Annotated in this window: 22 protein-coding genes; 14 read left to right on the forward strand and 8 right to left on the reverse strand. The window is 66.1% G+C overall.

What is annotated here, in order from left to right; translation table 11 throughout:
* Positions 1-26 precede the first annotated feature (26 nt).
* The 5 genes from ACQ450_RS08555 (at position 27) to ACQ450_RS08575 (ending at position 3708) form a co-directional block, all read left to right on the forward strand.
* Positions 27-527, forward strand: a complete 501-nt coding sequence (locus tag ACQ450_RS08555; RefSeq protein WP_431471191.1) for a DUF305 domain-containing protein — start codon at positions 27-29, stop codon at positions 525-527.
* Complete coding sequence (locus ACQ450_RS08560) at positions 524-1048, forward strand: DUF6692 family protein (protein ID WP_431468946.1); 525 nt, start codon at positions 524-526, stop codon at positions 1046-1048. The genes ACQ450_RS08555 and ACQ450_RS08560 overlap by 4 nt, the downstream gene beginning before the upstream one ends.
* Before the next feature lie 4 nt (positions 1049-1052).
* Positions 1053-1598, forward strand: a complete 546-nt coding sequence (locus ACQ450_RS08565) for a c-type cytochrome (RefSeq protein WP_431468947.1) — start codon at positions 1053-1055, stop codon at positions 1596-1598.
* A 185-nt stretch (positions 1599-1783) separates the two neighbouring features.
* A complete protein-coding gene (locus tag ACQ450_RS08570; RefSeq protein WP_431468948.1) occupies positions 1784-2563 on the forward strand; it encodes a tryptophan 2,3-dioxygenase in 780 nt (259 codons plus the stop codon).
* Positions 2560-3708: an aminotransferase class V-fold PLP-dependent enzyme gene (locus ACQ450_RS08575; RefSeq protein WP_431468949.1), complete on the forward strand. Its 1149-nt coding sequence runs from the start codon at positions 2560-2562 to the stop codon at positions 3706-3708. Before ACQ450_RS08570 ends, ACQ450_RS08575 begins: the two co-directional genes overlap by 4 nt.
* Before the next feature lie 12 nt (positions 3709-3720).
* Here the strand turns inward: ACQ450_RS08575 and ACQ450_RS08580 are convergent, their stop codons facing one another.
* Positions 3721-4149: a CoA-binding protein gene (locus ACQ450_RS08580; RefSeq protein ID WP_431468950.1), complete on the reverse strand. Its 429-nt coding sequence runs from the start codon at positions 4147-4149 to the stop codon at positions 3721-3723.
* A 3-nt stretch (positions 4150-4152) separates the two neighbouring features.
* On the reverse strand, positions 4153-5100 hold the full coding sequence (locus ACQ450_RS08585) for an Mrp/NBP35 family ATP-binding protein (RefSeq protein ID WP_188056214.1): 948 nt from the start codon (positions 5098-5100) through the stop codon (positions 4153-4155).
* A 71-nt stretch (positions 5101-5171) separates the two neighbouring features.
* Between ACQ450_RS08585 and hflK the strand changes: the two genes are divergently transcribed.
* The 3 genes from hflK to ACQ450_RS08600 all read left to right on the forward strand — a co-directional run bounded on the left by hflK (position 5172) and on the right by ACQ450_RS08600 (position 8758).
* Entirely contained in the window at positions 5172-6287 is a 1116-nt protein-coding gene (gene hflK / locus ACQ450_RS08590; protein ID WP_188056215.1) for a protease modulator HflK, read from the forward strand.
* Positions 6287-7147 carry a protease modulator HflC gene (gene hflC, locus ACQ450_RS08595; RefSeq protein WP_431468951.1) on the forward strand — a complete coding sequence of 287 codons (861 nt, stop codon included), beginning with the start codon at positions 6287-6289 and terminating at the stop codon, positions 7145-7147. Before hflK ends, hflC begins: the two co-directional genes overlap by 1 nt.
* Before the next feature lie 105 nt (positions 7148-7252).
* Complete coding sequence (locus tag ACQ450_RS08600; RefSeq protein ID WP_223177056.1) at positions 7253-8758, forward strand: Do family serine endopeptidase; 1506 nt, start codon at positions 7253-7255, stop codon at positions 8756-8758.
* Between the two features lie 87 nt (positions 8759-8845).
* Here the strand turns inward: ACQ450_RS08600 and ACQ450_RS08605 are convergent, their stop codons facing one another.
* The 3 genes from ACQ450_RS08605 to queF all read right to left on the reverse strand — a co-directional run bounded on the left by ACQ450_RS08605 (position 8846) and on the right by queF (position 13032).
* Positions 8846-10126, reverse strand: a complete 1281-nt coding sequence (locus tag ACQ450_RS08605) for a glycoside hydrolase family 130 protein (protein ID WP_431468952.1) — start codon at positions 10124-10126, stop codon at positions 8846-8848.
* A gap of 37 nt (positions 10127-10163) precedes the next feature.
* Positions 10164-12437 carry a glycosyltransferase gene (locus tag ACQ450_RS08610; protein WP_431468953.1) on the reverse strand — a complete coding sequence of 758 codons (2274 nt, stop codon included), beginning with the start codon at positions 12435-12437 and terminating at the stop codon, positions 10164-10166.
* Positions 12438-12576: 139 nt separating this feature from the next.
* Positions 12577-13032, reverse strand: a complete 456-nt coding sequence (queF, locus tag ACQ450_RS08615) for a preQ(1) synthase (RefSeq protein ID WP_431468954.1) — start codon at positions 13030-13032, stop codon at positions 12577-12579.
* Between the two features lie 84 nt (positions 13033-13116).
* Here queF and sseA point away from each other — a divergent pair, with 84 nt between their 5' ends.
* The 5 genes from sseA (at position 13117) to ACQ450_RS08640 (ending at position 19887) form a co-directional block, all read left to right on the forward strand.
* On the forward strand, positions 13117-13959 hold the full coding sequence (gene sseA / locus ACQ450_RS08620) for a 3-mercaptopyruvate sulfurtransferase (RefSeq protein WP_188056219.1): 843 nt from the start codon (positions 13117-13119) through the stop codon (positions 13957-13959).
* Positions 13911-15155: a cystathionine beta-lyase gene (metC, locus tag ACQ450_RS08625; RefSeq protein WP_431468955.1), complete on the forward strand. Its 1245-nt coding sequence runs from the start codon at positions 13911-13913 to the stop codon at positions 15153-15155. The genes sseA and metC overlap by 49 nt, the downstream gene beginning before the upstream one ends.
* On the forward strand, positions 15152-16438 hold the full coding sequence (locus ACQ450_RS08630) for a mechanosensitive ion channel family protein (RefSeq protein WP_431468956.1): 1287 nt from the start codon (positions 15152-15154) through the stop codon (positions 16436-16438). The genes metC and ACQ450_RS08630 overlap by 4 nt, the downstream gene beginning before the upstream one ends.
* 226 nt (positions 16439-16664) lie before the next feature.
* A complete protein-coding gene (locus ACQ450_RS08635; RefSeq protein ID WP_431468957.1) occupies positions 16665-18869 on the forward strand; it encodes a TonB-dependent hemoglobin/transferrin/lactoferrin family receptor in 2205 nt (734 codons plus the stop codon).
* A 22-nt stretch (positions 18870-18891) separates the two neighbouring features.
* Positions 18892-19887 carry a DUF6607 family protein gene (locus tag ACQ450_RS08640; protein WP_431468958.1) on the forward strand — a complete coding sequence of 332 codons (996 nt, stop codon included), beginning with the start codon at positions 18892-18894 and terminating at the stop codon, positions 19885-19887.
* Positions 19888-19940: 53 nt separating this feature from the next.
* On the opposite strand, the gene ACQ450_RS08645 is transcribed toward ACQ450_RS08640, so the two are convergent.
* Both ACQ450_RS08645 and ACQ450_RS08650 read right to left on the reverse strand, forming a co-directional pair.
* The gene (locus tag ACQ450_RS08645; RefSeq protein ID WP_431468959.1) at positions 19941-22031 is read right to left on the reverse strand and encodes a RelA/SpoT family protein; all 2091 of its coding nucleotides are present in this window, start codon (positions 22029-22031) and stop codon (positions 19941-19943) included.
* Between the two features lie 45 nt (positions 22032-22076).
* Positions 22077-22394 (reverse strand): CC_3452 family protein, encoded by a 318-nt coding sequence (locus ACQ450_RS08650; protein WP_431468960.1) that lies wholly within the window; start codon positions 22392-22394, stop codon positions 22077-22079.
* 157 nt (positions 22395-22551) lie between these two features.
* Here ACQ450_RS08650 and ACQ450_RS08655 point away from each other — a divergent pair, with 157 nt between their 5' ends.
* Entirely contained in the window at positions 22552-23043 is a 492-nt protein-coding gene (locus ACQ450_RS08655) for a winged helix-turn-helix transcriptional regulator (protein WP_431468961.1), read from the forward strand.
* Between the two features lie 3 nt (positions 23044-23046).
* On the opposite strand, the gene ACQ450_RS08660 is transcribed toward ACQ450_RS08655, so the two are convergent.
* On the reverse strand, positions 23047-23469 hold the full coding sequence (locus ACQ450_RS08660) for an acyl-CoA thioesterase (protein ID WP_431468962.1): 423 nt from the start codon (positions 23467-23469) through the stop codon (positions 23047-23049).
* Positions 23470-23471: the final 2 nt, after the last annotated feature.

Raw genomic sequence — 23471 nt, forward strand, 5'->3', positions numbered from 1 at the left:
GCGGCATGTATCTCCGCTTCATGGCGATGATCGGCACCTCGACCTTCGTCATGTTCCTGCTGATGTATTTCAACACCTATAGCGCCAATCACATCTTCTTCAGCGAGACGCGCTTCTGGATGGCCTTCGTGATGGGCGCGGCGATGATGGTCGTCATGCTCCTTTTCATGTGGGCGATGTACAAGAACCGCACCAAGAACTTCATCATTCTCGGCGTCGCCGCCGTCACGTTCGCGCTCGCGCTGTGGCTGGTGCGCAGCCAGACCACCATTGATGACAGTGAATATATGAAGGCGATGATTCCGCATCATTCGATCGCGATCATGACCAGCGAGCGTGCGCACATTCGCGACCCGCGCGTGCGCCAGCTGGCAAAGGACATCATCGTCGCCCAGCGCCGCGAGATCGCTGAAATGCGCTATCTGATCGCCGACATCGAGGAGAACGGCATCCGCCTCACCGAGCGGATGCCCACGGCGGAGGAACTGGCGCCGGCCGGCACGCCCGCCGCGGAGGATGGCCAATGATCCGCACCCCCCTGCTCCTCGCCCTGGTGCCCGTCCTCATGCTCGGCGCCTGCAACCGCAACACGGCCCCCGGCAACGACCGCGAGGCACAGATCGACCCGGCGCCGACGCCTGCCCCGGTGATGCCTGCCGCACAGGCGTTGTCGGGCATCGCGACCGAGGCGATCGCCGTGGAGACGATGACCGATGCCGATCTGGCCGCGCTCGGCGGACCGGAAGGCAAGTGCCTGATCCGGCTGACCGAGGTCGGTTTTCCTTCCTTCGTGCACGACGGGCTCGACCGCAGCGGTGTGATCAAGCTGAACGGAAAGCTGATTCCACTCACTGCCGAAGGGGCCGGCATGTTCTCGTCGGACGGGCTGCGCGTGGCGATCCGGCCGGTCGAACGCGACTTCGGCTCGGATGGAATGCGCGAGGCCGAGATGATCCTGATGCTTCCGGGCGCGAGCGACGAACACGGCTACCGCGGCTATGAGGATTGCGCCCACGGGGCCGCCCCCCTCGCAGACGAAGCAGGCTGATCCCATGTTCGCCAACCTCTCCTGGCGCAGCGTCGCCATTGGCGCGGTCGGCATGTGCCTGCTGCTCGGACTCGTGGCGCTGATCGTGATCGAAACCGGCGCCTATGGCGTCGCCGCCGACGAGCGGCACGAGACGCCGGTCGGCTGGGCCCTGGCGACCACGATGCGCAACTCGGTCGAGCTGCGCGCGGGCGACATCGAGGCGCCTGGTTTCACGCCCGCTATGGTCGCTGCCGGCGCGCGCGAATACAAGGCGATGTGCCAGCACTGCCATGGCGGCGTCGGCGCCGGTCGCGCCGGGTGGGCCGAAGGCATGCGACCGAAACCGCCCGCGCTTGCCCGCGCTGCGGACAAGTGGCGGCCGCGCGAGATATTCTGGATCGTGAAGCACGGCATCAAGATGACCGGTATGCCCGCCTTCGGCGGCTCGCATGACGAGGCGGCGCTGTGGAACATCGCGGCCTTCGTCGATGCGCTGCCGACGATGAGCGCCGAGCAATATGCCGCCTATTCGGCCGAACATGGCGGCGAGGGCCATCACGGCCACTGAGCCGCAACCCCTGTCCTACAGCCCGCGCTTTACGCTACACCGCGCGGCATGAAACTCACCATCCCGCGTGGGCATCGTGCCCGCACCCGTATCGAACCCCGTGCCAGGACCGGAAACCAGGGGGGACGTATCGCTGCGTTCGTTGCGTTCTGCACGAACGTGAAGGTACGCGGAGGCGCGACTCGATGACCGCCGGCGAAACCAATGGCATGACCTATGGCCAGTATCTCGCGCTCGACGAGATTCTCGGCGCGCAGCATCCGCTTTCGGACAAGCATGACGAGCTGCTGTTCATCGTCATCCACCAGACCAAGGAGCTGTGGCTCAAACAGACGATCGCCGAGCTGCTCCAGGCCAAGGCGCTGGTGCAGGAGGATCGCCATGTCGAGGCGTACAAGAGCCTCGCGCGGGTGAGCCGGATCCAGTCGGTGATGACGCTGAGCTGGGAGATCCTCGCGACGATGACGCCGAGCGACTATACCCAGTTCCGCGGCGTCCTCGGCACCAGTTCGGGTTTCCAGTCGGACCAGTTTCGTGCCGTCGAGACGCTGCTCGGTCTGCGCGGCGGCGGACCGGAGGCAGGCCCGTTGACCGGGCAATTCGAAGCGATGCCCAGCCTGTGGGACGATGCCAATGCCGCGCTCGCGCGCGCCGGCTTCGATCTGCCCGCTGCCGTGCTCGCCCGCGACTGGCCGGAACCCTATGTTCCGAACGATGCGGTCGAGGACGCCTGGGCCACCGTCTATCGCGACACGACACGCTATTGGGATCTCTATCAGCTCGCCGAGAAGCTGGTCGATATCGACGATGCGCTCGCCACCTGGCGGCACAAGCACGTCCTCACCGTCAGCCGGATCATCGGCGGAAAGCGCGGGACCGGCGGCACCGCGGGAGTCCCGTATCTTCAGTCGACTCTGTCGAAGCGTGCTTTCCCCGAGCTCTGGACGCTGAGGACCCAGCTGTGAGCCAAAGCTGGAAGCATCTGTTCCAGCGGTCGATCGCCGCCGCTCCCGATCGGCTGCACATGGCGGCGCACAGCCACCATCTCTGGCCCGATGCCAGCTTCTTGGGGCAGCTTGCCGCATGGGAGGATGCCGCCCGCCTCGCCGATCGCAAATGGGATCGGGTGATGGGCGAGATCTGGCCGGCGGCGCAACGCCACGTCGCCGACGAGCTGCACCTGCCGGACCCCGCGACGATCGTCTTCGCGCCGAACACGCACGAGCTGCTCGTCCGGCTCGTCTCCGCCATCGGGCGGCGCCCAGTGCGCGTGCTGGCGAGCGGCGGTGAGTTTCACAGCTTCCGGCGTCAGGCCGCGCGCTGGGAGGAGGGCGGCACGATCACGCTCGAGACGGTGCCGGTCGAAGGCGACTTCGCCGGGCGCTTCCTAGAGCGTGCCCGCTCCGGCGAGCATGATCTGATCTTCGTCAGCCAGGTGATGTTCGGCACCGGCACGCGGTTCGATGGGCTGGACGAACTCGCCGCCCTCGCTCGGCCCGAGGGGCCTTGGGTGACGATCGACGGCTATCACGGCTTCATGGCGGTCGAGACCGACCTGTCCGCCGTGGCGGACCGGCTCTTCTACACTGCCGGCGGCTACAAATATGCCATGGCCGGCGAAGGGGTAGGCTTCCTTCATGCGCCGCCCGGCTTCGGCCCCCGGCCCGAAGTCACCGGCTGGTATGCCGAATTCGACGACCTCTCGCTGCCGCCCGGCAGCATCGGCTATGCGCCCGACGCGCGCCGCTTCCTGGGCGCAACCTTCGATCCCTCGGGCATCTATCGGTTCGTCGCCGTGCGCGACATGCTCGCGGACGAGGGGCTGACGACGCAGCGGATCAGCGAGCACGTCGCGGCGCTCAAGGCGCGGCTGCTCGGAGGGCTATCGGAAACGCCGCTCGGGGCCGCCGAGCTGCTCAATCCGCACGCCGAGCCCGATCAGGCGCGCTTCCTTGCGCTGCGCGCGCCAAAGGCAGCGGACTGGAAGGCTGCGTTCCAGGAAAGGGACGTCACCGTCGACGTGCGCGGGGACGTGCTGCGCATCGGTCTGGGGCTCTATCATGACGAACGCGACGTCGACCGCTTTCTCGCCGCCGCCGCCGAGCTTTGAAAGCGGCGCGGGTCAGTCGACCGCGGCGACACCCAGCCGGGGGATCTCGATCTTCGGGCAGCGATCCATCACCACCTCGAGCCCCGCCGCCTCGGCAGCGGCGGCCGCGGCGTCGTTGACGACGCCCAGCTGCATCCACACCGATTTCGCGCCCGCCGCGATCGCCTCGTCGACGGCGGTGGCCGCCGCCTCGGAATTGCGGAAGATATCGACCATGTCGATCGGCTCGCCGATCTGCGAAAGGTCCCGAAAGACGAACTCGCCGTGGACATGCTCGCCGGTGATCGTCGGGTTGACCGGAATCACGCGGTATCCGCGGCTTTGAAGATAGGCCATCACGCCATAGGACGCCCGGTCGGGCCGGTCCGAGGCGCCGATCATCGCGATCGTGCGCGTCCGTTCGAGCAGCGCCTTGATGTCCTCGTCGCGGGTCAGCGGCATGCCCTATCCTTTCGCTTGGTTCAGCCAGTCTTGAAGCTTCGCGGCAATCTCTCCGAACGCGGGTGCTTCGGCAGCGTTCCCCGAATCCGAAGCGGTGCGGATCTCGAGTTCGAGCGGGATGCGGCCCAGGAAAGGGATCCCGAGCGCCGCCGCCGCGGCCTCGGCCCCGCCGCGCCCAAACGGGTCGGACAGTTCGCCGCAGTGCGGGCATTGATACCCCGCCATATTCTCGATCAGCCCGATCACCGGCACGTCGACCCGCCGGAACAGGTCGATCGCCCGCGTCGCGTCGATCAGCGCCAGATCCTGCGGCGTCGACACGATCACCGCGCCCGCCGGCTTGTGCTTCTGCACCATGGTAAGCTGCACGTCGCCCGTGCCTGGCGGCAGATCGAGGATCAGCGTGTCGACATCACCCCAATGAGCGTCGATCAGCTGGCCCAGCGCGCCGCCCGCCATCGGCCCGCGCCAGGCGATCGCCTGCCCCTCGGGCACGAGTGCGCCGGTGGAAAGCAGCGGCACGCCGTGCGGCGTCTCGATCGGAATCAGCTTCTCGTCGCGCGCTTGCGGCCGCACGCCTTCCGCACCCAGCAGCTTGGGCTGCGACGGACCATAGATATCGGCATCGACCAGGCCGACGCGGACACTCGACCGCTTCAGCGCGATCGCCAGATTTGCGGCAACCGTCGATTTGCCCACCCCGCCCTTGCCGCTCGCCACCGCGATCAGCCGACGCGCCGTGCGTTCGCTCGTCTGAAGCACGCGCACTTCGTCCACTCCGGCGATGGCAGCCGCGGCAGTGCGGACATCCGCCTCCAGTTCGCTGCGGGCCGTTTCGGGCAGACCGGTGACGTCGAGCACGACGTCGGCGCGGTTTCCCGCAAGGCGCGCAGTGGCGCGCCCGGCGGCGATGGGGGCAAGAGCGGCTTGAAGTTCGGCGGTATCGGTCATGTCGATGCCAGATAGGCACACAATCGACGGCTGCCACTGTAAATTCAGCCGCGCGCACTTATAAAGGCAGCATGGCGAAACGAACGGGCTGGCCGCACTGGGCCGGCATCTTCAACAACGAGAACTCCAAGGGCCCCTGGGGCGGAGGCTCTGGCAGCAATGGCGACGGGGATGGCGGAAGCCGCGGCCCGCGCAATCCCTGGGCGTTTCCGCCCGAGGGCCGACGCACGCGTCCAAGCGGCACCGCGAGCACACTCGACGAATTCCTGAAGCGTAGCCGGCGCGGCGGCGGCGGTGGAGGCGGCTCGGGCGGCCTGCCGGGAATACCCGGCGGCCGTTCGCTGTGGCTGCTGATCGCGGGCGGGCTCGTGCTCGCCTGGATCCTGTTCACCAGCATTCACCCGATCAGCCCCGAACAGCGCGGCGTCGTCACCTATCTCGGCCGCTATACCGGCACGCTCGGCCCGGGCATCCAGTTCACCGCGCCGGCGCCGTTCGCGTCGGTACGCACCGTCAACGTCCAGGAAATCCGGGACGAGGATTTTCCCCAGGGAACCGAGCCCAATCTGATGATCACCGGCGATCAGAACATCGTCGATCTGGCCTATCAGGTGCGCTGGGACGTGGCCGATCCGCAGGACTTCGTCTTCCAGATTCGTGATCCCGAGGAAACGGTCCGCGCCACTGCCGAAAGCGCGATGCGCGCCGTGGTGGCCACCGCGACTCTCGACGAGACGATCGGCGCGGGCCGCACGGAAATCGAGGCGCGGGTTCGCGAAATGATGCAGCAGATTCTCGACGAGTATAATTCCGGCGTCCGCGTTCAAGGTGTCGCGATCAAGAACGCCACGCCGCCGGCCGCCGTCGACGAAGACTTCAAGCAAGTCACCGCCGCACAGCAGCAGGCGCAGGCCAACCTCAACAACGCGCGCGCCTATGCGCAGCAGATCATCGCCCAGGCACAGGGCGAGGCGGCGCAGTTCGACAAGATCTACGAGCAATATCGCCTCGCGCCGGAAGTGACCCGCCGCCGTCTTTACTATGAGACGATGGAGCGCGTGCTCGAACGCTCCGACACGACGGTCATCGAGGCAGAGGGCGTGACTCCCTATCTGCCGCTGCCCGAAATACAGCGGCGTACCCAGCAGCAGGCACAGCAGCCTCAGACGAACGGGGAGGCGCAGTAATGCTCGGTATAGCTCGCAACCCGCTCGCTCTCGGCATCGCCGTGCTGCTGGTGCTCGTCATCCTCGTCAGCGCGATCGCGATCGTGCCCGAGACGCGCCAGGCAGTGATCCTGCGCTTCGAACAGCCGATCCGCACCGTCAACGCCTATCAAGAAGGCGAAGAGTTCGGCGGCACCGGTGCAGGGCCGATCCTGCGCGTGCCGTTCGTCGACCGTATCGTCTGGGTGGACAAGCGCGTGCAGAGCATCACGCTCGACAACCAGCCGGTGCTTTCGACCGACCAGCTGCGGCTCGAAGTCGATGCCTTTGCGCGGTTCCGGGTCGTCGATCCGCTGCGCATGGTGGTGACGGCTCGCAGCGAGGAGCGCGTCGCGCAGCAGCTCGCGCCGCTTCTCGGATCGGCGCTGCGCAACGAGCTCGGCAAGCGCCAGTTCGCAGCGCTGCTCAGTCCCGAACGCGGCCAGGTGATGGAGAATATCCAGAACGCGCTGCAGCGGCAGGCGAGCCAATATGGCGTCGAGATCGTCGATGTGCGGATCAAGCATGCCGACCTGCCCGACGGATCGCCGCTGGAAAGCGCGCTCCAGCGGATGGCGACGGCGCGGCGACAGGAGGCCGCGACGATCGAGGCGCGCGGGCTTCGGGAGGCGCGGATCATCCGCGCCGATGCCGATGCGCAAGCAGCACGCATCTATTCGGAAAGCTTCGGCAAGGACCCGGATTTCTACGACTTCTATCGCGCCATGCAGTCCTACCGCTACACGTTCGGCGGCGAGAACGGGCGGACCGATGGCGGAGAGGCGTCGATCATCCTGTCGCCGGACAACGAATATCTGCGGGAGTTCCGCGGACGCCGATGACGCGAGGCGAACCGTTCATATTCAATGCGCGTTCAGCCGGGATGCGCCAGATGTGAACGGAACGCCATGCCCACCGACATGCGACCAAGAAGAGGAATTTTATCCGTGCGGTACGCTTACGCTCTTACCACTGCACTTCTCCTTGGCGGTGCTGCCGCCACCCTGACCGCCAACCAGCCGGCCGGCGCGCAGACCGCGCAGAACGAGCCCGGCGCGATCACCGCGCAGGCGCCGCGCTCCGGCGCACCGATGAGCTTTGCCGACATGGTCGCGCGGCTCCAGCCGGCCGTGGTGAATATCTCCACCACCCAGCGGGTTCAGGTTCCGACCAATCCCTTTGCCGGCACTCCGTTCCAGGAGTTCTTCGGCAATCGCGGCGGCGGCCAGCCGGCGACCCGCCAGGCCGAATCGCTCGGCTCGGGCTTCATCATCTCCGAAGACGGCTACATCGTCACCAACAACCATGTCGTCGCACCCGGCAACCGCACGGCAGTGGTCGAGACGATCACGGTGACTCTCGCCGACGGCCGCGAATTCGAGGCGCGCCTGATCGGGCGCGATCAGCAGTCCGATCTCGCTGTCCTCAAGATCCAGGGCGACGACCTGCCCTTCGTGCGGTTCGGAGATTCGAGCGCGGCGCGCGTGGGCGACTGGGTGGTCGCGATCGGCAATCCCTTCGGCCTTGGCGGCTCGGTCACGGCGGGCATCATCTCGGCGGTCCATCGCGTGACCGGCCAGGGCGGCGCCTATGACCGGTTCATCCAGACCGACGCTTCGATCAACCGGGGCAATTCGGGCGGCCCGATGTTCGACCTTCAGGGCAACGTCATCGGCATCAACTCGCAGATCTATTCGCCCACCGGCGGCAATGTCGGTATCGGCTTCGCGATCCCCGCCGAAGAGGCGCGCCCGGTGATCGAGACGCTGATGCGCGGCGAGGCCGTGGAGCGCGGCTATATCGGCGTCGAGATGCAGCCCTGGACCGACGATCTGGTCGAGGCGCTCGAAGTGCCGCGCGGCCGCGGCACGCTGATCGCCCGCGTCGTTCCCGGCGAGGCGGCCGAGCAGGCGGGGATCCGCGCGGGCGACGTGATCATGTCGGTCAACGGTCAGGAGATCACCCAGGACCAGACGCTGAGCTACATCGTCGCCAACATCGAACCGGGCAGCCGCGTGCCCGTCGAGCTGCTGCGCGACGGGCGCAGCGAGCGCGTAACGCTCACCGTCGGCACCCGCCCGAGCGAGGAAGAGCTCGCCTTCGATTCCGAGGAAGAGGCGCCGATGACGCCCGAGGATCGCGAGGCAATGGCGGGCGCGTCGCTCGGGCTCGCGCTGCGGCCGCTCACGCCGCAGATCGCGCGCAGCGTCGGCGTGCCCAGCGATACGCAGGGCGTCGTGGTGCTCGGCGTCGATCCCACCGGAGACGCTGCGCAGAAGGGTTTGCGTCGCGGCGATGTGATCACCAGCGTCAATCGCCAGCGGATCGCCTCGCCGGAGGAAGCCGCACAGGCGCTCGAACAGGCGGCGAGCCGCGGAGCGCGCCAGGTGCTGCTGTACGTCCTGCGTCGCGGCCAGGGACAGTTCGTCGCAGTGGATATCGCCGGCGAATAAGCGCGCTCGCGCTTTCAGACGGTGCAAGGCGCCCGCTTCGCTCCGGCGAGGCGGGCGTTTTGCATTGGGGAACCGCTCCTCGCCCCGTCACATCTGCGCGAGCAGCGCCTGGATCGGCACGAAGGCGAATGCCACCGAGCTGTCGGCCACGCCATAGGGCATGAACAGCATGTCGCCGTGTCGGATCGCTCCGCAGGTGTAGACGACGTTGGGCACATAGCCCTCGCGGTCCTGATCGGCGGCAGCGACGATCGGCTCGCGTGTGCGGCCGATCACTTTCGAAGGGTCTTTCTTGTCGAGCAGCGCCGCGCCGATCGAATATTTGCGCATCGCGCCGACGCCGTGGGTGAGCAGCAGCCAGCCTTCGTCGAGCTCGATCGGCGGGCCGCAATTACCCATCTGCACCAGCTCCCAGGGGTAGGTGGGAGTCAGCAGCTTCTGCCCTTCGTCCCAATGGGTCAGCCGATCGCTATCGAGCAGGAAGATGTTCTCGCCGTCCTGCCGGCCAATCATCATATATCTGCCGTTCACCTTGCGCGGGAACAGCGCCATGCCCTTGTTGCGCGCGGCACTGCCCGTCATCGGTACCAGATCGAAGGCGCGCCAGTCGCGCGTCCGCAGCATCTCCGACTGAATCACCGAGCCGTTATAGGCGGTGTAGGTGCCGAGCCATTCGATGCTGCCGTCGTCATGCTCGAAATGGCACAGCCGCAAATCCTCGAGCCCGTTCGACTGCGCGCGCGTGATCGGAAAAATCACGGTTCCCGAAAGCGTGCTGTCGCGATGGCGATAGACGGTGACCGGCCCCTCCGGCACCGTCTCTTCATCGCCGATCGCGTCGGCGGCGGTGGCGAAGGGGGGCTCGGGTGCCAGTTTCAGCTCGCACCCATCGGAGATGATCCCTTCGCGAAACGCGACCGAGGAGATGTGCCCCTCCCCCACCGCGCGCAGCGACATCAGGATACGCAGCGATCCTTCTGCCATTCCCGACTGATCATAGTGCGGCACCGCACTGGGATTCATCAGCGCGGCAGCGGCATAGCTGTACTCGTGGCAGAAATAGGCACCGATCAGTTGGCGCTTCTCCTCGCTGATCGCGCTGTCGTCGAGGCCGAGCTGGGTCCGGATCTCCTCGTAGCGAGTCATGAAGACGCGACGCGTTTGCCAGTGCCGCGCCTCGAAGTCGCGAAGCACGCGATCGAGCTGAGCGCGCGCTTCCGCCGGCGCCATTTCGAGCACCTCCCCCACCAGCCGCTCCGTTCGACTGGGGACGCCGCCGTTCGATTGCCAGCCGATATGGAAGGGACGTACCACCACGCGCGAGGGATCGGCCCGCAGCCGCAGCGAGTGGTGAAAAAGTTCGAACATTCGTCCCCCGCGTCGTGGTGCGCCGGCGCGTTGGGCCTCAGGCGACGGCGCTCGCCGGTCCTGCCACGTTTTCCGCAGCCTTTGAAAGAGCGGAAATGGCGCAGGATGCCAGCTGAAGCGCGAGAATCGACTCGGCGCCCTGGTTGCGATTGAGCCCAGTCGGCATCAGCCCGTCGAAACAGCCGCCATCCTGCGCAGTCGCGAGCGGCAGATCGAGATCGTTGGCGCCCAAATACCAGCGATAGGCACGCATCGCCTCGTCCAGCCAGCGCCGGTCGCGCGTGGCGGCGTAGGCAGCGTCGCACGCGTCGATCGTCGCCTGCGCCTCCAGCGGCTGCTGGTCGAACGGCAGCGGATCGGCATATTCGCGGCCGAAGCTTTCGGTGCCGACCGCGCGGAACCGCCCTTCGGGCGACGTCTGCCGAGCGACGATCCAGTCGAGCGTCTCGACCCCCACTTTCACGAAGTCGTCGCGCTGCAACGCCTTGCCGGCGCGCAGCAGCGCCTCGGGAAGCCGCGCATTGTCATAGGCGAGCACGATCTCGAACCAGCTCCATTCCGGCCGCCGCGCGGCATCGAGCAGAGCGATCAGCTCGTCGCCGAAACGGCTCAGGATCGTCCGCGCCATCGCGTGGCCCGGATGCGCTTCCAGCATCGCAGCGGCGCCCAGCATGGCGAAGGCGCGGGCCCGTGGGCTCCCGAGTTCGAATGCGATCGAGGCAGTCGCGTCGAACAGCGACACTGCCCAGTCGCGATGCTTGTGCGCATGCGCCTCATGCGCCGTGACGCCGAGCGCCCAGAGTGCTCTTCCGTTCGAATCCTCGGAGCCCTCGTCTTCGCACCAGTTGCGGTCGAAATGCATGAAGTTGCGGAATCGGCGCCGCTCGGGGTTCCAGGCATGCTGGACGAACGCCGCATAGATGCTCGTCCATTTGTCGCGCACCGCGTCATCCAATCCCTCCATCCGCGACAGCAGGATCAGGGCACGCGCATTGTCGTCGATACAATAGCCGTGGCGCCGATCGGGCACCGAATAGATCGAATGCTGGAGCATGCCCGTCGCATCGCTCATTCGCTCCACTGCCGAAAGGTCCGGAGCCAGGGGCGCGAGTTCGGTCACATTTTCCAGCCGGCGCGGTCGCATCGCCATTGCCTCGCCGAGACAGGTCATCGCGCGCTCCACTCCGCGCGGCCACAGCATCGCCCGGCCGCGCGCATAGGCCCGCCGCGAGAGCGCGGCGCGCTCGGCATCGTCGGACAACAGCTCGACGATCTCGCGCGCGAAACCGGCACTGTCGCCGAACTGGACGATCCTGCCGTGATCCCCGTCGAGGATCTCTCGGGCGTGGATATAGGGAGTAGAGACCACCGCCTTGCCGACGCCCACCGCATAGGCGAGGGTTCCGGAAGTGATCTGGGCCGGGTTGGTGTACGGAGTCGCGTAAATATCGGCCGCTTGAAGATAATCGACCAGTTCGTCCTGCTCGAGGAACGTGTCTATGAAGCGGACATGGTCCGCGACGCCCTTGCTCGCCGCGAGCATCTTCAGCCCGTCGCGATACGCCTCGCCCTCATGCGCGACGAGATTCGGATGCGTCGCGCCAAGCACTATGTAGAGCGCCTGCGGCTCGTTCGCGACGATCTCCGGCATTGCGGCAATCAGCGTCTCGATGCCCTTGTTGGGCGCGAGAAGCCCGAAGGTGAGCACAACTTTACGGCACTCCCATCCGAAGCGCGCCTTGAATGCATCCGGCTCGGCATATTCCCGGTCGGGCACGCCATGCGGGATAACAGCGATCGCCCTGCCGTCGGCGCCATGCACGCGCTCCAGGATTTCCTTCCCCTTCTCGACCATCACGATCACCTTGGAGCAGCGCCGCAGCAGCGCCTCCATCACGCGCCGCTCGTCGGCCGAGGGATGTTCGAGGACAGTGTGCAGCGTTGCGATGACGGGGATCGTCAGCCGATCGAGCAGCGCGATCAGATGCGCGCCGGCGGCGCCACCATAGATGCCGTATTCGTGCTGGATCCACAGCGCCTGCGCGCCGCTCGCCTCGATCCGGCGCGCGGCATCAATATAGGCGTCGCGATCCTGTTGCGCGATGCTGTGGGTGACTTCGGGCGGATAGGAATAGCGCCCCGGGTGATCGTCCATCGCATAGACATCGACGCGAACCCTCGGGAAACGCTCCCTTACCGCCTTGAAAACGTCGGTCGTATAGGTCGCGAGACCGCATTTGCGCGGAAGGAAGTTCCCGATCAGTGCGAGATGCTCGATGCAGGGCGCATCTTCCGACATCAGCCGTTCCATTCCCGTCCTCTCAGAAAGCGAAATTGTCGGACTAAATCAGCCCGTTACATCCAGCTTCGAAACTCCCGACTCAGTATATGGTTGCAAAGATGTTGCGCCGCAGCATGCGCGTCTCGGGCGACTATTGTCAAATCTGCGGTCAGCCGCGTCCGCGATACCCAGGCACATCCTGCGGCGGCAGCCAGACTTCCACCGGCGGCGGGCCCGACTGCCAGAAGACATCGATCGGAATCCCGCCACGGGGATACCAATAGCCGCCGATCCGAAGCCATTGCGGCTTCATCTCTTCGAACAGCCGCTCGCCGATGCCGACGGTGCAATCCTCGTGAAAGGCCCCGTGATTGCGGAAACTGCCCAGAAAGAGCTTGAGCGACTTGGATTCGACGATCGTTTCGCCCGGCACGTAATCGATCACCAGATGCGCGAAATCGGGCTGTTCGGTGATCGGGCAGAGCGACGTGAATTCCGGCGCGGCGAAGCGCACCAGATAGGCGCGCCCGGGCCGCGGATTGGGAACATAATCGAGCACGGCTTCTTCTGGCGAAGCCGGGAGCGCGCTTGTCTTGCCGAGATGCACAGGGTCCATCACGCGCATGTAAGCTGCCGCGCCCGCGGATCAATCTCTCGACGCACGGCCCTGCAATGGTAAGACGGACGAAACAGAAGGAGGACGAGGCCGATGGACGCGCTGGTGACAACCGAATGGCTGGCCAACGAGCTGGGAGCGATCGACCTTCGGGTGGTCGATGCCAGCTGGTTCCTGCCCGAGCATGGCCGCGATGCCGCCGCCGAATTCGAAGCGGGGCACATCCCCGGTGCGGTGTTCATGGATCTCGACGATCTTGCCGACACCAGCTCGAGTCTGCCGTCGATGCTTCCTCCGGCGGAAAAGTTCGCCAGCCGGATGCAGACGCTGGGCCTGGGCGACGGCAGCCGCATCGTGATCTATGACGACAGCCCGCTGCACACTGCCGCGCGCGCGTGGTGGATGCTCCGCACTTTCGGCGCGCATGACGTGGCGATCCTCGACGGCGGTCTCGCCAAGTGGAAAGCCGAGGGCCGTGATCTGGAGAGCGGCAAGCCGCAGGTCCGGCATCGCCATTTTACCGTATGGCACGATCCGCAGGGCGTCCGCTCGCTCGATCAGATGAAGAGCAACGTCGCGAGCGGCGACGAGCAGGTGATCGATGCCCGCTCCGCGGCGCGGTTCAGCGGCGAGGAAGCCGATCCGCGGCCGGCGACCCATGCGGGGCACATCCCCGGATCGCGCAATATTCCCTTCGGCCGCTTCTTCCACGAAGACGGCACCTGGAAGCAGGGCGCGGCCTTGCGCCAGGTCTTCGAGGAAGAAGGCATCGAGCTCGACAAGCCGATCGTCGCCACCTGCGGATCGGGCATCACGGCAGCGGTGATCGTGTTCGGGGCGCATCTGCTGGGGCAGCCGGCGGCGCTCTACGACGGCAGCTGGGCCGAATGGGGCGCGGATCGCGACACGCCGAAGGCGACGGGCGCGGCTGCGTGAGCGACGTGCCCGATGCCGGATCGGAAGGCGACGCCACCCGCGTCGTCGAAGCCGGGCGGCGCGAAGAGTGGACGCAGGGCATCGTCAATGTGCCCGTCTGGCGAGCCTCTACGATCCTCTATGATTCGGTCGGCGACCTGCGTGCCGCCGGCGGGCGCGACAGCCATCACCGGCTGTTCTACGGGCGCCGAGGCACGCCGACTCAATGGTCGCTCGCGGATGCGCTGACCGAACTGGAGCCTGGCGCGGAGGCGACTCTGCTCTACCCCTCGGGCGTCGCCGCGATCGCCTCGGCGCTGCTCGCCGTGCTCTCGCCGGGCGACGAACTGCTGCTCACGGACAGCGCCTATGATCCGACGCGCGGCTTCGCCGATCATTTCCTGAAGCGGTTCGGCGTCACCACACGCTACTACGACCCGATGATCGGCGCGGGCATCGCCGATCTGATCGGCGAGCGCACCAGAGCGATTTTCCTCGAGAGCCCGGGCAGCCTGACCTTCGAAGTGCAGGACGTGCCCGCGATCCTCCAAGTAGCGAAGGATCGCGGCCTCGTCACGCTGCTCGACAATACTTGGGCGACGCCGCTCCTGTTTCCGGCCGTCGCGCGCGGCGTCGATTATGCGATTCTCGCCTGCACCAAATATGTGGTCGGCCATTCGGACGTGATGCTGGGTTCGGTCACGGCTGCGAAAGGCAAATACGCAGCACTGCGCGACGCGAGCTATGCGCTGGGGCAGACCGCCAGCCCCGACGATGCCTGGCTCGGCAGTCGAGGCCTCCGGACGATGGGCGTGCGGCTGAAGGCGCAGGGCAAGGCCGCGCTGGAGATCGCGCGGTGGCTGGAAACGCGCCCCGAAGTGGCGCGGGTGCTGCATCCGGCGCTGCCCGCCTGTCCCGGCCATGAATTCTTCGTCCGCGACTTCAAGGGCAGCTCGGGACTCTTCTCCTTCGTTCTCAACGGCGGCGGCGAGCGCGCGCGCGCGTCGCTGATCGACGGGCTCACACATTTCGGCATCGGCTTCAGCTGGGGCGGCTATGAAAGTCTCGCCCTGCCGGTCGATCCGCAGCGCCACCGCAGCGCCACCGAGTGGCAGGCCGAGGGCCCGGTCGTTCGGCTTCAGATCGGCCTGGAGGAGCCGGGCGACCTGATCGCCGACCTCGAAGCAGGGCTGATGCGTTTCCGGGAAGCCGCATGACGAACGACGTCGTCCGCTGGCTCGCCGCGCGCGGCATCGACCTTCCCGACACCGCGGCTCTGATCGAGGCGGGGATCGCGCTCGCCATCGTTTTCGCCGCGCTCGCCGCGGGCTGGTTCGCCGGACGCAAGCTCGGGCCGGTGCTGGCGAGCTTCTGGCACAAGAATGTCGGCGGCCATGCCGAAGGCCTGGGGCCGCGGATGTGCGACATCACGCGCCACGGCGTCGCTGCGGTCCTGCTGGCGATCCTCGCCGCGGCCTGGCCGTGGCAGCCGCTGGCGGCGCTCGGCATCGGATTCGCCGAAGGCGCGGCGGTGGCGCTCGTGCTCGTCGCGTTCCTGCGCGGCCTCGGCATTCCGCGCTGGGCGACCTGGACCTTGGCGCTGCTCGCCTTCGTGGCGATCCTCTCGAATGCGATCGGCGGCTTCAACGTCATCGAATCGACGCTCGAGCGAGTCGGCTTCAACATCGGCGAGCGCCGCTTCTCGCTATTGTCGCTGCTGACCGTACTGGTGATCCTCGTCGTGCTGTTTGCCGGCGTGCGGCTGGCGAACCGCATCGTCAATCACTGGATCGAGCGGACTCAAGGGTTCGATGCCACCCAGCGGCTGCTGTTTCAGAAGCTCGCGGGCATCGCCGTGCTGGTGGTCGCCTTCTTCATCGGCATCGATCTGCTCGACGTCGATCTGACTGCTTTCGCGGTCTTTTCCGGCGCACTGGGGCTGGCGGTAGGGTTCGGTCTCCAGAAGACCGTCGGCAATCTGATCGCAGGGATCATCCTGCTGATGGATCGATCGATCAAGCCGGGCGACGTGATCGTCGTCGGCGAGAGCTTCGGCTGGGTCAACAAGATCGGCGTCCGCGCCGTGTCGATCATCACGCGCGACGGCAAGGAGCATCTGATTCCGAACGAGAATCTGATGACCGAGGAAGTGGAGAACTGGAGCTATTCGGACAAGAACGTCCGCGTGCGCATCCCGGTGGGCGTCTCGTACAACAGCGATCTCAAGCTTGCGCAGGAGCTGATGCTGCGCGCGGCGACCGAGAGTACGCGGGTGCTGAAGAACCCCAAGCCCAACGTCTGGCTTGCAGCCTTTGGCGACAGCTCGGTCGAGCATGAGATCCTCGCTTGGATCAACGATCCCGAAGGCGGCGTGGGCAATGTGAAGTCCGACGTACTCAATCGGCTTTGGCTGCTGTTCAAGGAACATGGGATCGAAATCCCCTTCCCGCAGCGCGACGTGCACGTGAAGGAATGGCCGCGCGAGCGCGGCAGCGACTGACACCGTTCCACCTATTCACGAAAGCGCCGCCGGCCTCGCTCCGGTGCGCGAAACCGCGCGCCCGCTGCTTAGAGTGCCGCAGCCGCTGTCACGGCCATGCCTTGTACACCCCCGCCATCACCGCTGCTGCTGCTGCCCCTGCCCCCGCCGCGATTGACGCGCTCTCCAACTCGGCTTAGCTACGCTAATGAGAATCATACTCAATAGCAAAGTTAGGGAGAATTCAATGAGCCTGTTCCGATTCGCCTGCGCCGCCGGCACCAGCCTCGTCGCACTCGCGGTAACGGCGCCCGCAGTCGCGATGCCCGACCCGGACACCGAGCAGCGCGATCCGGAGAAGCAGACGATCACCGTGACGGCCACGCGCCAGCCGGTCGACACGCAGGAGGCCCCTGCAACGGTCACCGTGATCGACGACGAGCAGATCGCCGATCAGCTCATCACCGACATTCAGGAGCTCGTCCGCTATGAGCCCGGCGTCAGCGTCCAGCGCCAGCCCGCGCGCTTCGGCGCTGCGCTGGGATCCACCGGACGCGCGGGAAATGAGGGCTTCACGATCCGCGGCATCGGCGGAAACCGCGTGCTGATCCAAGTGGACGGCGTGCGCGTTCCCGACGGCTTCGCCTTTGGCGCGCAGAGCGTCGGGCGCGGCGACTATGTCGACCTCGGGCTCATCAAGTCGGTCGAGATCCTGCGTGGGCCTGCGTCGGCGCTCTATGGCAGCGACGGCCTTTCGGGCGTGGTCAGCTTCATCACCAGCGATCCCGAAGACTTCCTCGAAAACGGCAGCTCGATCGGCGGTCTGCTCCGGGCGGGCTATCACTCCGCCGACGAGGAATTCTCGGAGACCGGAATCGTCGCGGGCCGCAGCGGCGCCTGGTCGGCGATGCTGGCCTACACCCGGCGCGACTTCCAGGAGCTCGAGAACCAGGGCGAGGTGGGCGGCACAGGCTCGGCACGCACCGAGCCCAACCCGCAGGACGGCCATTCGAACGCTGTTCTCGGCCGTGTCGTCTATTCCCCCGGCGGCGGCCATCGCTTCCGCGTTACGGCGGAATATCTCGACACCTATCTCAACACCGACGTGCTGACCGGCGTGGGACCCGGACTCGGCGGGACGGTCGACCTGCTCACCGCGCGCGACACGGGTGAACGGGCGCGCATCGGGCTCGACTGGCACTGGCAGGGCAGCGGCACGATCGATCAAGCGCGGCTTGGCGTCTATTGGCAGGATTCGGAGGACCGCCAGTTCACCGACGAGGACCGGACGCCCGCCGCCGACCGCGAACGGCTGAACACGTTCGAGAATCGCGTCGTCGGCGCTTCGGGGGAGATCGGCGCCGGGTTCGCCACCGGCAGCATCGCGCACAGGATCGTGCTCGGCGGCGACGTGAGCGTGACGCATCAGGAGGGATTGCGCGACGGAACGGTGCCGCCCGCGGGCGAGACTTTTCCCACCCGCGCCTTCCCCGAAACCGATTATACGCTGGCCGGCATCTACCTGGCCGACGAAGTCACGGTCGGCCCGCTCACGCTCTATCCGGCGCTGCGGTTCGACTGGTACAGCCTCGATCCGCAGGACGATCCGCTGCTGCCGGCCTTCGCAGGTGCCGCGCAGGATGGTTCGCGCCTTTCGCCCAAGATCGGCGCGGTCCTGTATCTGGGCGGCGGCGTGCGGCTGTTCGGGAACTATGCCCAGGGATTCAAGGCGCCCGAGCCCGGCCAGGTCAACCAGTTCTTCGAGAATCTCGCCTTCGGCTACACGTCCGCGCCCAACCCCGACCTGCGGCCGGAGACCAGCGAGAGCTTCGAAGCCGGGCTGCGTCTCGAAGGCAGCAACATCCGCTTCGGCGTCACTGCCTTCCATGCCGATTACCGCGACTTCATCTCGCAGGAAGTGGTGGGCGGCAGCTTCACGCCGATGGATCCCGCGGTCTTCCAGTTCGTGAACCTCGATCGCGCCGAAGTGGAAGGTCTGGAAGGACGCTTTGAGGGCTGGACGGACAGCGGCTTCTCGGGTCGGGTCGCGATCGCCTATGCCGATGGCGAGGTGATCGACCCATCGGGTTCGCGCAACCCGCTTTCGAGCGTCGATCCGCTGCAGCTGGTGATCGGCGGCGGCTGGCGCGATCCGGGCGGCCGCTTCGGAGTCGATCTCACTGCGGTCCATGCCGCGCGCAAGGAACTCGAGGCGACGAGCGGACTGTGCAGCGGCCCCTGCTACCGGCCCGACAGTTATACAGTGCTGGACATGACGGCCTTCGTCCGTCTCGGCGGCGCCGTCACGCTGCGTGGCGGCATCTTCAACCTCACCGACGTGAAATACGCAACGTGGAGCGACGTTCGCGGGCTCGCCGAGAGCTCGCCCGTCACCGACGCCTATACACGGCCCGGCCGAAACGGCAGTGTGTCGATCAGCTATCGCTTCTGAATTGCAGCTGGGGGATTTTGGAATGAACCTTCGCAACTGGACATCGGCGGCGGCGCTTGTCGCACTGACTGCGCTTCCGAACTTCGGGGCCGCCGCCCAAGCCGCTCCGGCCGCCGCACAGACCACGCAGGAGGAGACGCAGCCGGTCTCGTTCGATGAGGCGCGTGCCGCCATCCTGGCCATGGCCGGCAATTATCGCGTCCGCTTCGACATGCGCGAAGCAACGCCGTGGCGGGCCGACTATGAACCGATCGACCCGAAGATCTCGGGCGGCCACGAAGTCGTTCGCGTGATCGAGGATAGCGGCGAGCGCATCGTCCTGCAGCATCTGCTGGTGATCGAGCATGAAGGCCAGACCCACATCATCAAGCACTGGCGGCAGGACTGGGAATATGAACCCGCGCGCATGCTGGTCTACAGCGACACCGACACCTGGCAGTACCGCGACGTATCCGAAGCGGAACGGCGCGGCCGTTGGGCACAGACGGTGTGGCAGGTCGATGATAGCCCGCGCTATGCCGGGATCGCCGCATGGAAGACTGTCGCAGGCATTCCGACGTGGCAATCGAACCCTACCTGGCGCCCGCTCGCGCGTCGGGATGCTGTCCGCAGCCCCGTCTATGATCGCTATTATGGCATCAACCGGCACCAGCTGACGCCTGCCGGCTGGATCCACTGGCAGGACAATATGAAGATGGGCTGGTTCGATGCGAAGCTCGAGCCGGTCGTGCAGGAATATGTCCTCAACACCTATAGCCGCTTCGATGGCTATGATGTCGCCGCCGCCGACGCCTATTGGGAATCGACCAAGGGCATGTGGGCCGCCGTGCGCGACGAGTGGGAGCGGATCGCGGAGGAAAAGAACGGAATCCGTGTGATGGAAGTCGCCGAGACGGGCAGCGCCGCCAGCGTGCGCCTGCTGGAGATCGCCGACGCGCTCCATGCGGGCAGTCTCAGCGAAGCGGTAGCGATTGCCCAGGCCAAGGCGCTGATGGATCAGGCAACGCAGCAAATCTGACAGACCGGCGAGGCGACTCTCGCGAGCGCCTCGCCCGGCTCGCCCCGATCCGGCTATACCCGTTCGGCCGAACTCACCGCCTCCGCTGCGCGCAGCGCCGCGAGCAGCCGCATCAGATGCTTGGCGTCACGCACGTCGAGATCGATCGTGTTGGTGTGAAAGGTCGTGTCCCGATTGTCGAGGCGCAGGTTCAGGATGTTCGCCTTGTGCGCGGCGATGATCGACGCGACCGCGGCAAGGGCGCCCGGCTCGTTCTTCAGCGTCACGCTGATCCGCGCGGTGCCGCCGGAGGCCTTGTCGCCCCAGGCCAGATCGATCCAGTCCTCTTCCGCCCCATCGGCCAGCGCGGCGCACGCGATGCCGTGGACCTCGATGCCCGCGCCGGGGCGACGGACGCCGACGATCCGGTCTCCCGGCACGGGCCGGCAGCATTCGGCGAGATCATAGGCCACCCCCGGGGTCAGGCCCTTGATCGAAATCGCCTGGCGTTGCGGTGGCGACGCCGCATCCGCATCGCTAGCCGAGCCGGGCATCAGCGCTTCCATCACCTCGCTGTCGGTGACCTTCTGCCGCGCGATCGCCTCCATCAGCGCCGCCTCGTCGGGCAGCTTGAGCCGCTTGAGCGCATCCAGCAGCCCATCGCTTCCCACCGGCGCGGGCAGCCGCTCGACGATCTCGTCGTACAGCTTGCGGCCCAGCGCCTCGATCTCCTCGCGCTCCTTGTGGCGCAGGTGGCGCCGGATCGCCGCGCGCGCCTTTCCGGTAATCGCGAAGTTGAGCCAATTCTCCTGCGGAGTCTGCGCCTTGGACCGCAGGATCTGCACCTGATCGCCCTGGGCGATCTCGGTGCGCAGCGGAACGACGCGGCCGTTCACCTTGGCCCCCACCGCCTGATCCCCCAGATCGGTATGGACCGCATAGGCGAAGTCGATCGGCGTGGCGCCCTTGGGCAACTGGATCAGCTCGCCCTTGGGGCTGAAGGCGAAGATGCGATCCTGATACATCGCCATCCGGGTGTGCTCGAGAAGCTCCTCCGGGCTCTCGGCATGTTCCAGGATTTCGATGAGATCGCGAATCCAGCGGACCTGGGTCTCGGGGCGCACGGCAACCTGCTTGTAGGCCCAGTGCGCAGCGAGACCGTATTCGGCCTGGGCATGCATCTCACGGGTGCGGATCTGCACTTCGACGCGGACGTTCTCGGCATAGAAGACGCTGGTGTGCAGCGAGCGATACCCATTCCGCTTGGGTATGGAGATGTAATCCTTGAACCGGCCAGGCACCATCGGCCACTTGCGGTGAATCACGCCAAGCGCGCGGTAGCACTCCTCCTCGGTCCCGACGATCGCCCGAAAGGCGGTGATATCCGAAAGCTGTTCGAGACTGACGTGCCGCTCGGACATCTTCCGCCAGATCGAATAGGGCGCCTTTTCCCGCCCCGATACCTCGGCATCGATCCCGTTGCGTTCGAGCAATTGGGTGAGCGTCTTCCCGATCTTCTCGACGCGGTCCTCGCCGCCTTCGTCGCGCAACGCTTCCAGTCGGCGAGTGATCGATTCATACGCCTCGGGCTCGAGTTCGCGGAAGGCGAGGCTCTGCATCTCCTTCATGAACTCATACATGCCGATCCGCTCGGCGAGCGGCGCATAGATGTCCATCGTCTCGCGGGCGATGCGCTTGCGCTTGTCCTCCTTCGCAATGTGGTGGAGCGTGCGCATGTTGTGCAGCCGATCGGCAAGCTTCACCAGCAGGACGCGGATATCGTCCGACATCGCGAGCAGGAACTTGCGGAGGTTTTCGGCGGCGCGTTCGCTTTCGGTCTGCGCTTCGATCTTCGACAGCTTGGTGACGCCGTCGACCATCCGCGCGACGGACGGGCCGAATTTGGCGAGGATCTCGTCGGGCGTGGCGACCGTGTCCTCGATCGTGTCGTGAAGGATCGCGGTCGCGATCGTCTCGTCGTCGAGATGCAGGTCGGTCAGAATGCCTGCGACTTCGATCGGGTGGCTGAAATAGGGATCGCCGGAAGCGCGCTTCTGGCTGCCATGCGCATGCATCGAGAAGACATAGGCACGGTTGAGCAGCGCCTCGTCGGCGCCCGGGTCATAGCTCTTGACCCGTTCTACAAGTTCATATTGCCGCAGCATCCGACCTAGATGGGGCCGGGCGCTGCGGCATTGCAACAGAAATACTTACGAGCGGGCGCGTGCGTTGCAACGCTCCAGCGCCTCGGCGTCGAACGCCTCGCCTTCGACCTTGAACTCGGTCAGCACGCCGACTTCGCGGGCCAGAAGCTGGCACATGATCGCGTCGCGCGCAGTGCCCTTCGCCGCGACGCAGGTGCCGCCGCCGCAGCGCCAGATGACGTTGCGCGTGACCAGGCTGTCATTCGCAGGTGCGGAAACGGGCGTTGCGCTGTAATAGCCGTTCGCCGACTGCGCGGAAGCAACTGCGGGCAGCATTGCGAGCGAGGCTGCAACAGCCGCCGCGACGGAAATGACAGACTTCATCGAGGTTCTCCAGGGTGAAACCATTGCAATAAGGTTGCAGTTCGCTACTTACCTTTGGGTAAGCAGCAGGTCAATACCAGTTGCATGGAAAAACTTTTGCTGCAATGCAAGATGTTATGCCGTTCCGCGCGCGGAAAAATTGCGATAAGGTGACAACATGGGTGAAGGGCTGCGAGAATCGCTGCGCGAACTGGCCACTGCGTGCAGCCTTCCGGCAGCGCTGGAGGCAATGGGCGAGCGCTGGTCGTTCCTCATCCTGCGCGGATCGTTCAACGGACTGCACCATTTCGAGGAATTCCAGTCCGAGCTCGGCATCGCACGCAACATCCTGGCGAACCGGCTCGGCCGCCTCGTCGCGCACGGCATCCTCGAACGCCGCCCCTGCCCCGAGGATCGGCGCAAGATCGAATATTGCCTCACCGAGAAGGGCTATGCCCTGCTCCCGACGATGGTCGCGCTGCGCCAATGGGGCGAGCGCTGGGAAACGGGAGTCACCGCGAGCCCGGTTCTGGTCGATGCGCGCGATCGCAAGCCGATCCGGCCTGTCCAGGTGCTGAGTCACGACGGACGGGCGCTCGGCCGGGGCGATCTGATCTGGTCGTTGCCCGAGGACGTTTCCCCCGCGGAGGCGGCTGAGGCGGCCGAGTGATCGTCAGCCTGCGTCCACCGCGGCCAGCCGCTCGCGCACGCCGGTCGGCAGCGGGACGGCGCGGCGGGAGTTCAGGTCGACGTTGACGTTGACCAGCTCGATCGTCGCGTGCAGCTCGCCCGTGTGCGCGTGGCAGAGATGGATTTCGGTGGTCAGGCTGGAGGTGCCGACCCGCGCCGTGCGGGCGAATGCTTCAACCGTGTCACCAAGGCGGAACGGTCGCTTATACTCCACCAGCGCACGGACGATGTTGAACTCCAGCCCGCGCCAGCCGGGCAGCATATCCATCTCGGCGCGCTCCCAATAGTCGGTGATCGCGACATCGGCATATTCGAGATAGCGCGAGTTGAAGACGATCTTCTGCCCGTCGATTTCGGAGTAACGAACGCGAAAGCGCGTGGCGAAGGCGAAGCCGGGACGTTTCATCG

Source organism: Sphingosinithalassobacter sp. LHW66-3 (genome assembly GCF_050703275.1).
GTDB lineage: Bacteria > Pseudomonadota > Alphaproteobacteria > Sphingomonadales > Sphingomonadaceae > Sphingomonas.

Excerpts from the sequence above, each read along its gene's own strand:
- ACQ450_RS08580 (WP_431468950.1), bottom strand. The coding sequence starts at position 4,149 with ATGCCGCTGACCCGCGACGAGGACATCAAGGCGCTGCTCGAACGGACG.
- hflK (WP_188056215.1), top strand. The coding sequence starts at position 5,172 with ATGGCGAAACGAACGGGCTGGCCGCACTGGGCCGGCATCTTCAACAAC.
- ACQ450_RS08565 (WP_431468947.1), top strand. The coding sequence starts at position 1,053 with ATGTTCGCCAACCTCTCCTGGCGCAGCGTCGCCATTGGCGCGGTCGGC.
- metC (WP_431468955.1), top strand. The coding sequence starts at position 13,911 with ATGGGGCGCGGATCGCGACACGCCGAAGGCGACGGGCGCGGCTGCGTG.
- ACQ450_RS08630 (WP_431468956.1), top strand. The coding sequence starts at position 15,152 with ATGACGAACGACGTCGTCCGCTGGCTCGCCGCGCGCGGCATCGACCTT.
- ACQ450_RS08555 (WP_431471191.1), top strand. The coding sequence starts at position 27 with ATGATCGGCACCTCGACCTTCGTCATGTTCCTGCTGATGTATTTCAAC.
- ACQ450_RS08570 (WP_431468948.1), top strand. The coding sequence starts at position 1,784 with ATGACCGCCGGCGAAACCAATGGCATGACCTATGGCCAGTATCTCGCG.
- ACQ450_RS08655 (WP_431468961.1), top strand. The coding sequence starts at position 22,552 with ATGGGTGAAGGGCTGCGAGAATCGCTGCGCGAACTGGCCACTGCGTGC.
- sseA (WP_188056219.1), top strand. The coding sequence starts at position 13,117 with ATGGACGCGCTGGTGACAACCGAATGGCTGGCCAACGAGCTGGGAGCG.
- hflC (WP_431468951.1), top strand. The coding sequence starts at position 6,287 with ATGCTCGGTATAGCTCGCAACCCGCTCGCTCTCGGCATCGCCGTGCTG.
- ACQ450_RS08640 (WP_431468958.1), top strand. The coding sequence starts at position 18,892 with ATGAACCTTCGCAACTGGACATCGGCGGCGGCGCTTGTCGCACTGACT.
- ACQ450_RS08585 (WP_188056214.1), bottom strand. The coding sequence starts at position 5,100 with ATGACCGATACCGCCGAACTTCAAGCCGCTCTTGCCCCCATCGCCGCC.
- ACQ450_RS08660 (WP_431468962.1), bottom strand. The coding sequence starts at position 23,469 with ATGAAACGTCCCGGCTTCGCCTTCGCCACGCGCTTTCGCGTTCGTTAC.
- ACQ450_RS08650 (WP_431468960.1), bottom strand. The coding sequence starts at position 22,394 with ATGAAGTCTGTCATTTCCGTCGCGGCGGCTGTTGCAGCCTCGCTCGCA.
- ACQ450_RS08635 (WP_431468957.1), top strand. The coding sequence starts at position 16,665 with ATGAGCCTGTTCCGATTCGCCTGCGCCGCCGGCACCAGCCTCGTCGCA.
- ACQ450_RS08605 (WP_431468952.1), bottom strand. The coding sequence starts at position 10,126 with ATGTTCGAACTTTTTCACCACTCGCTGCGGCTGCGGGCCGATCCCTCG.
- queF (WP_431468954.1), bottom strand. The coding sequence starts at position 13,032 with ATGCGCGTGATGGACCCTGTGCATCTCGGCAAGACAAGCGCGCTCCCG.
- ACQ450_RS08610 (WP_431468953.1), bottom strand. The coding sequence starts at position 12,437 with ATGGAACGGCTGATGTCGGAAGATGCGCCCTGCATCGAGCATCTCGCA.
- ACQ450_RS08560 (WP_431468946.1), top strand. The coding sequence starts at position 524 with ATGATCCGCACCCCCCTGCTCCTCGCCCTGGTGCCCGTCCTCATGCTC.
- ACQ450_RS08645 (WP_431468959.1), bottom strand. The coding sequence starts at position 22,031 with ATGCTGCGGCAATATGAACTTGTAGAACGGGTCAAGAGCTATGACCCG.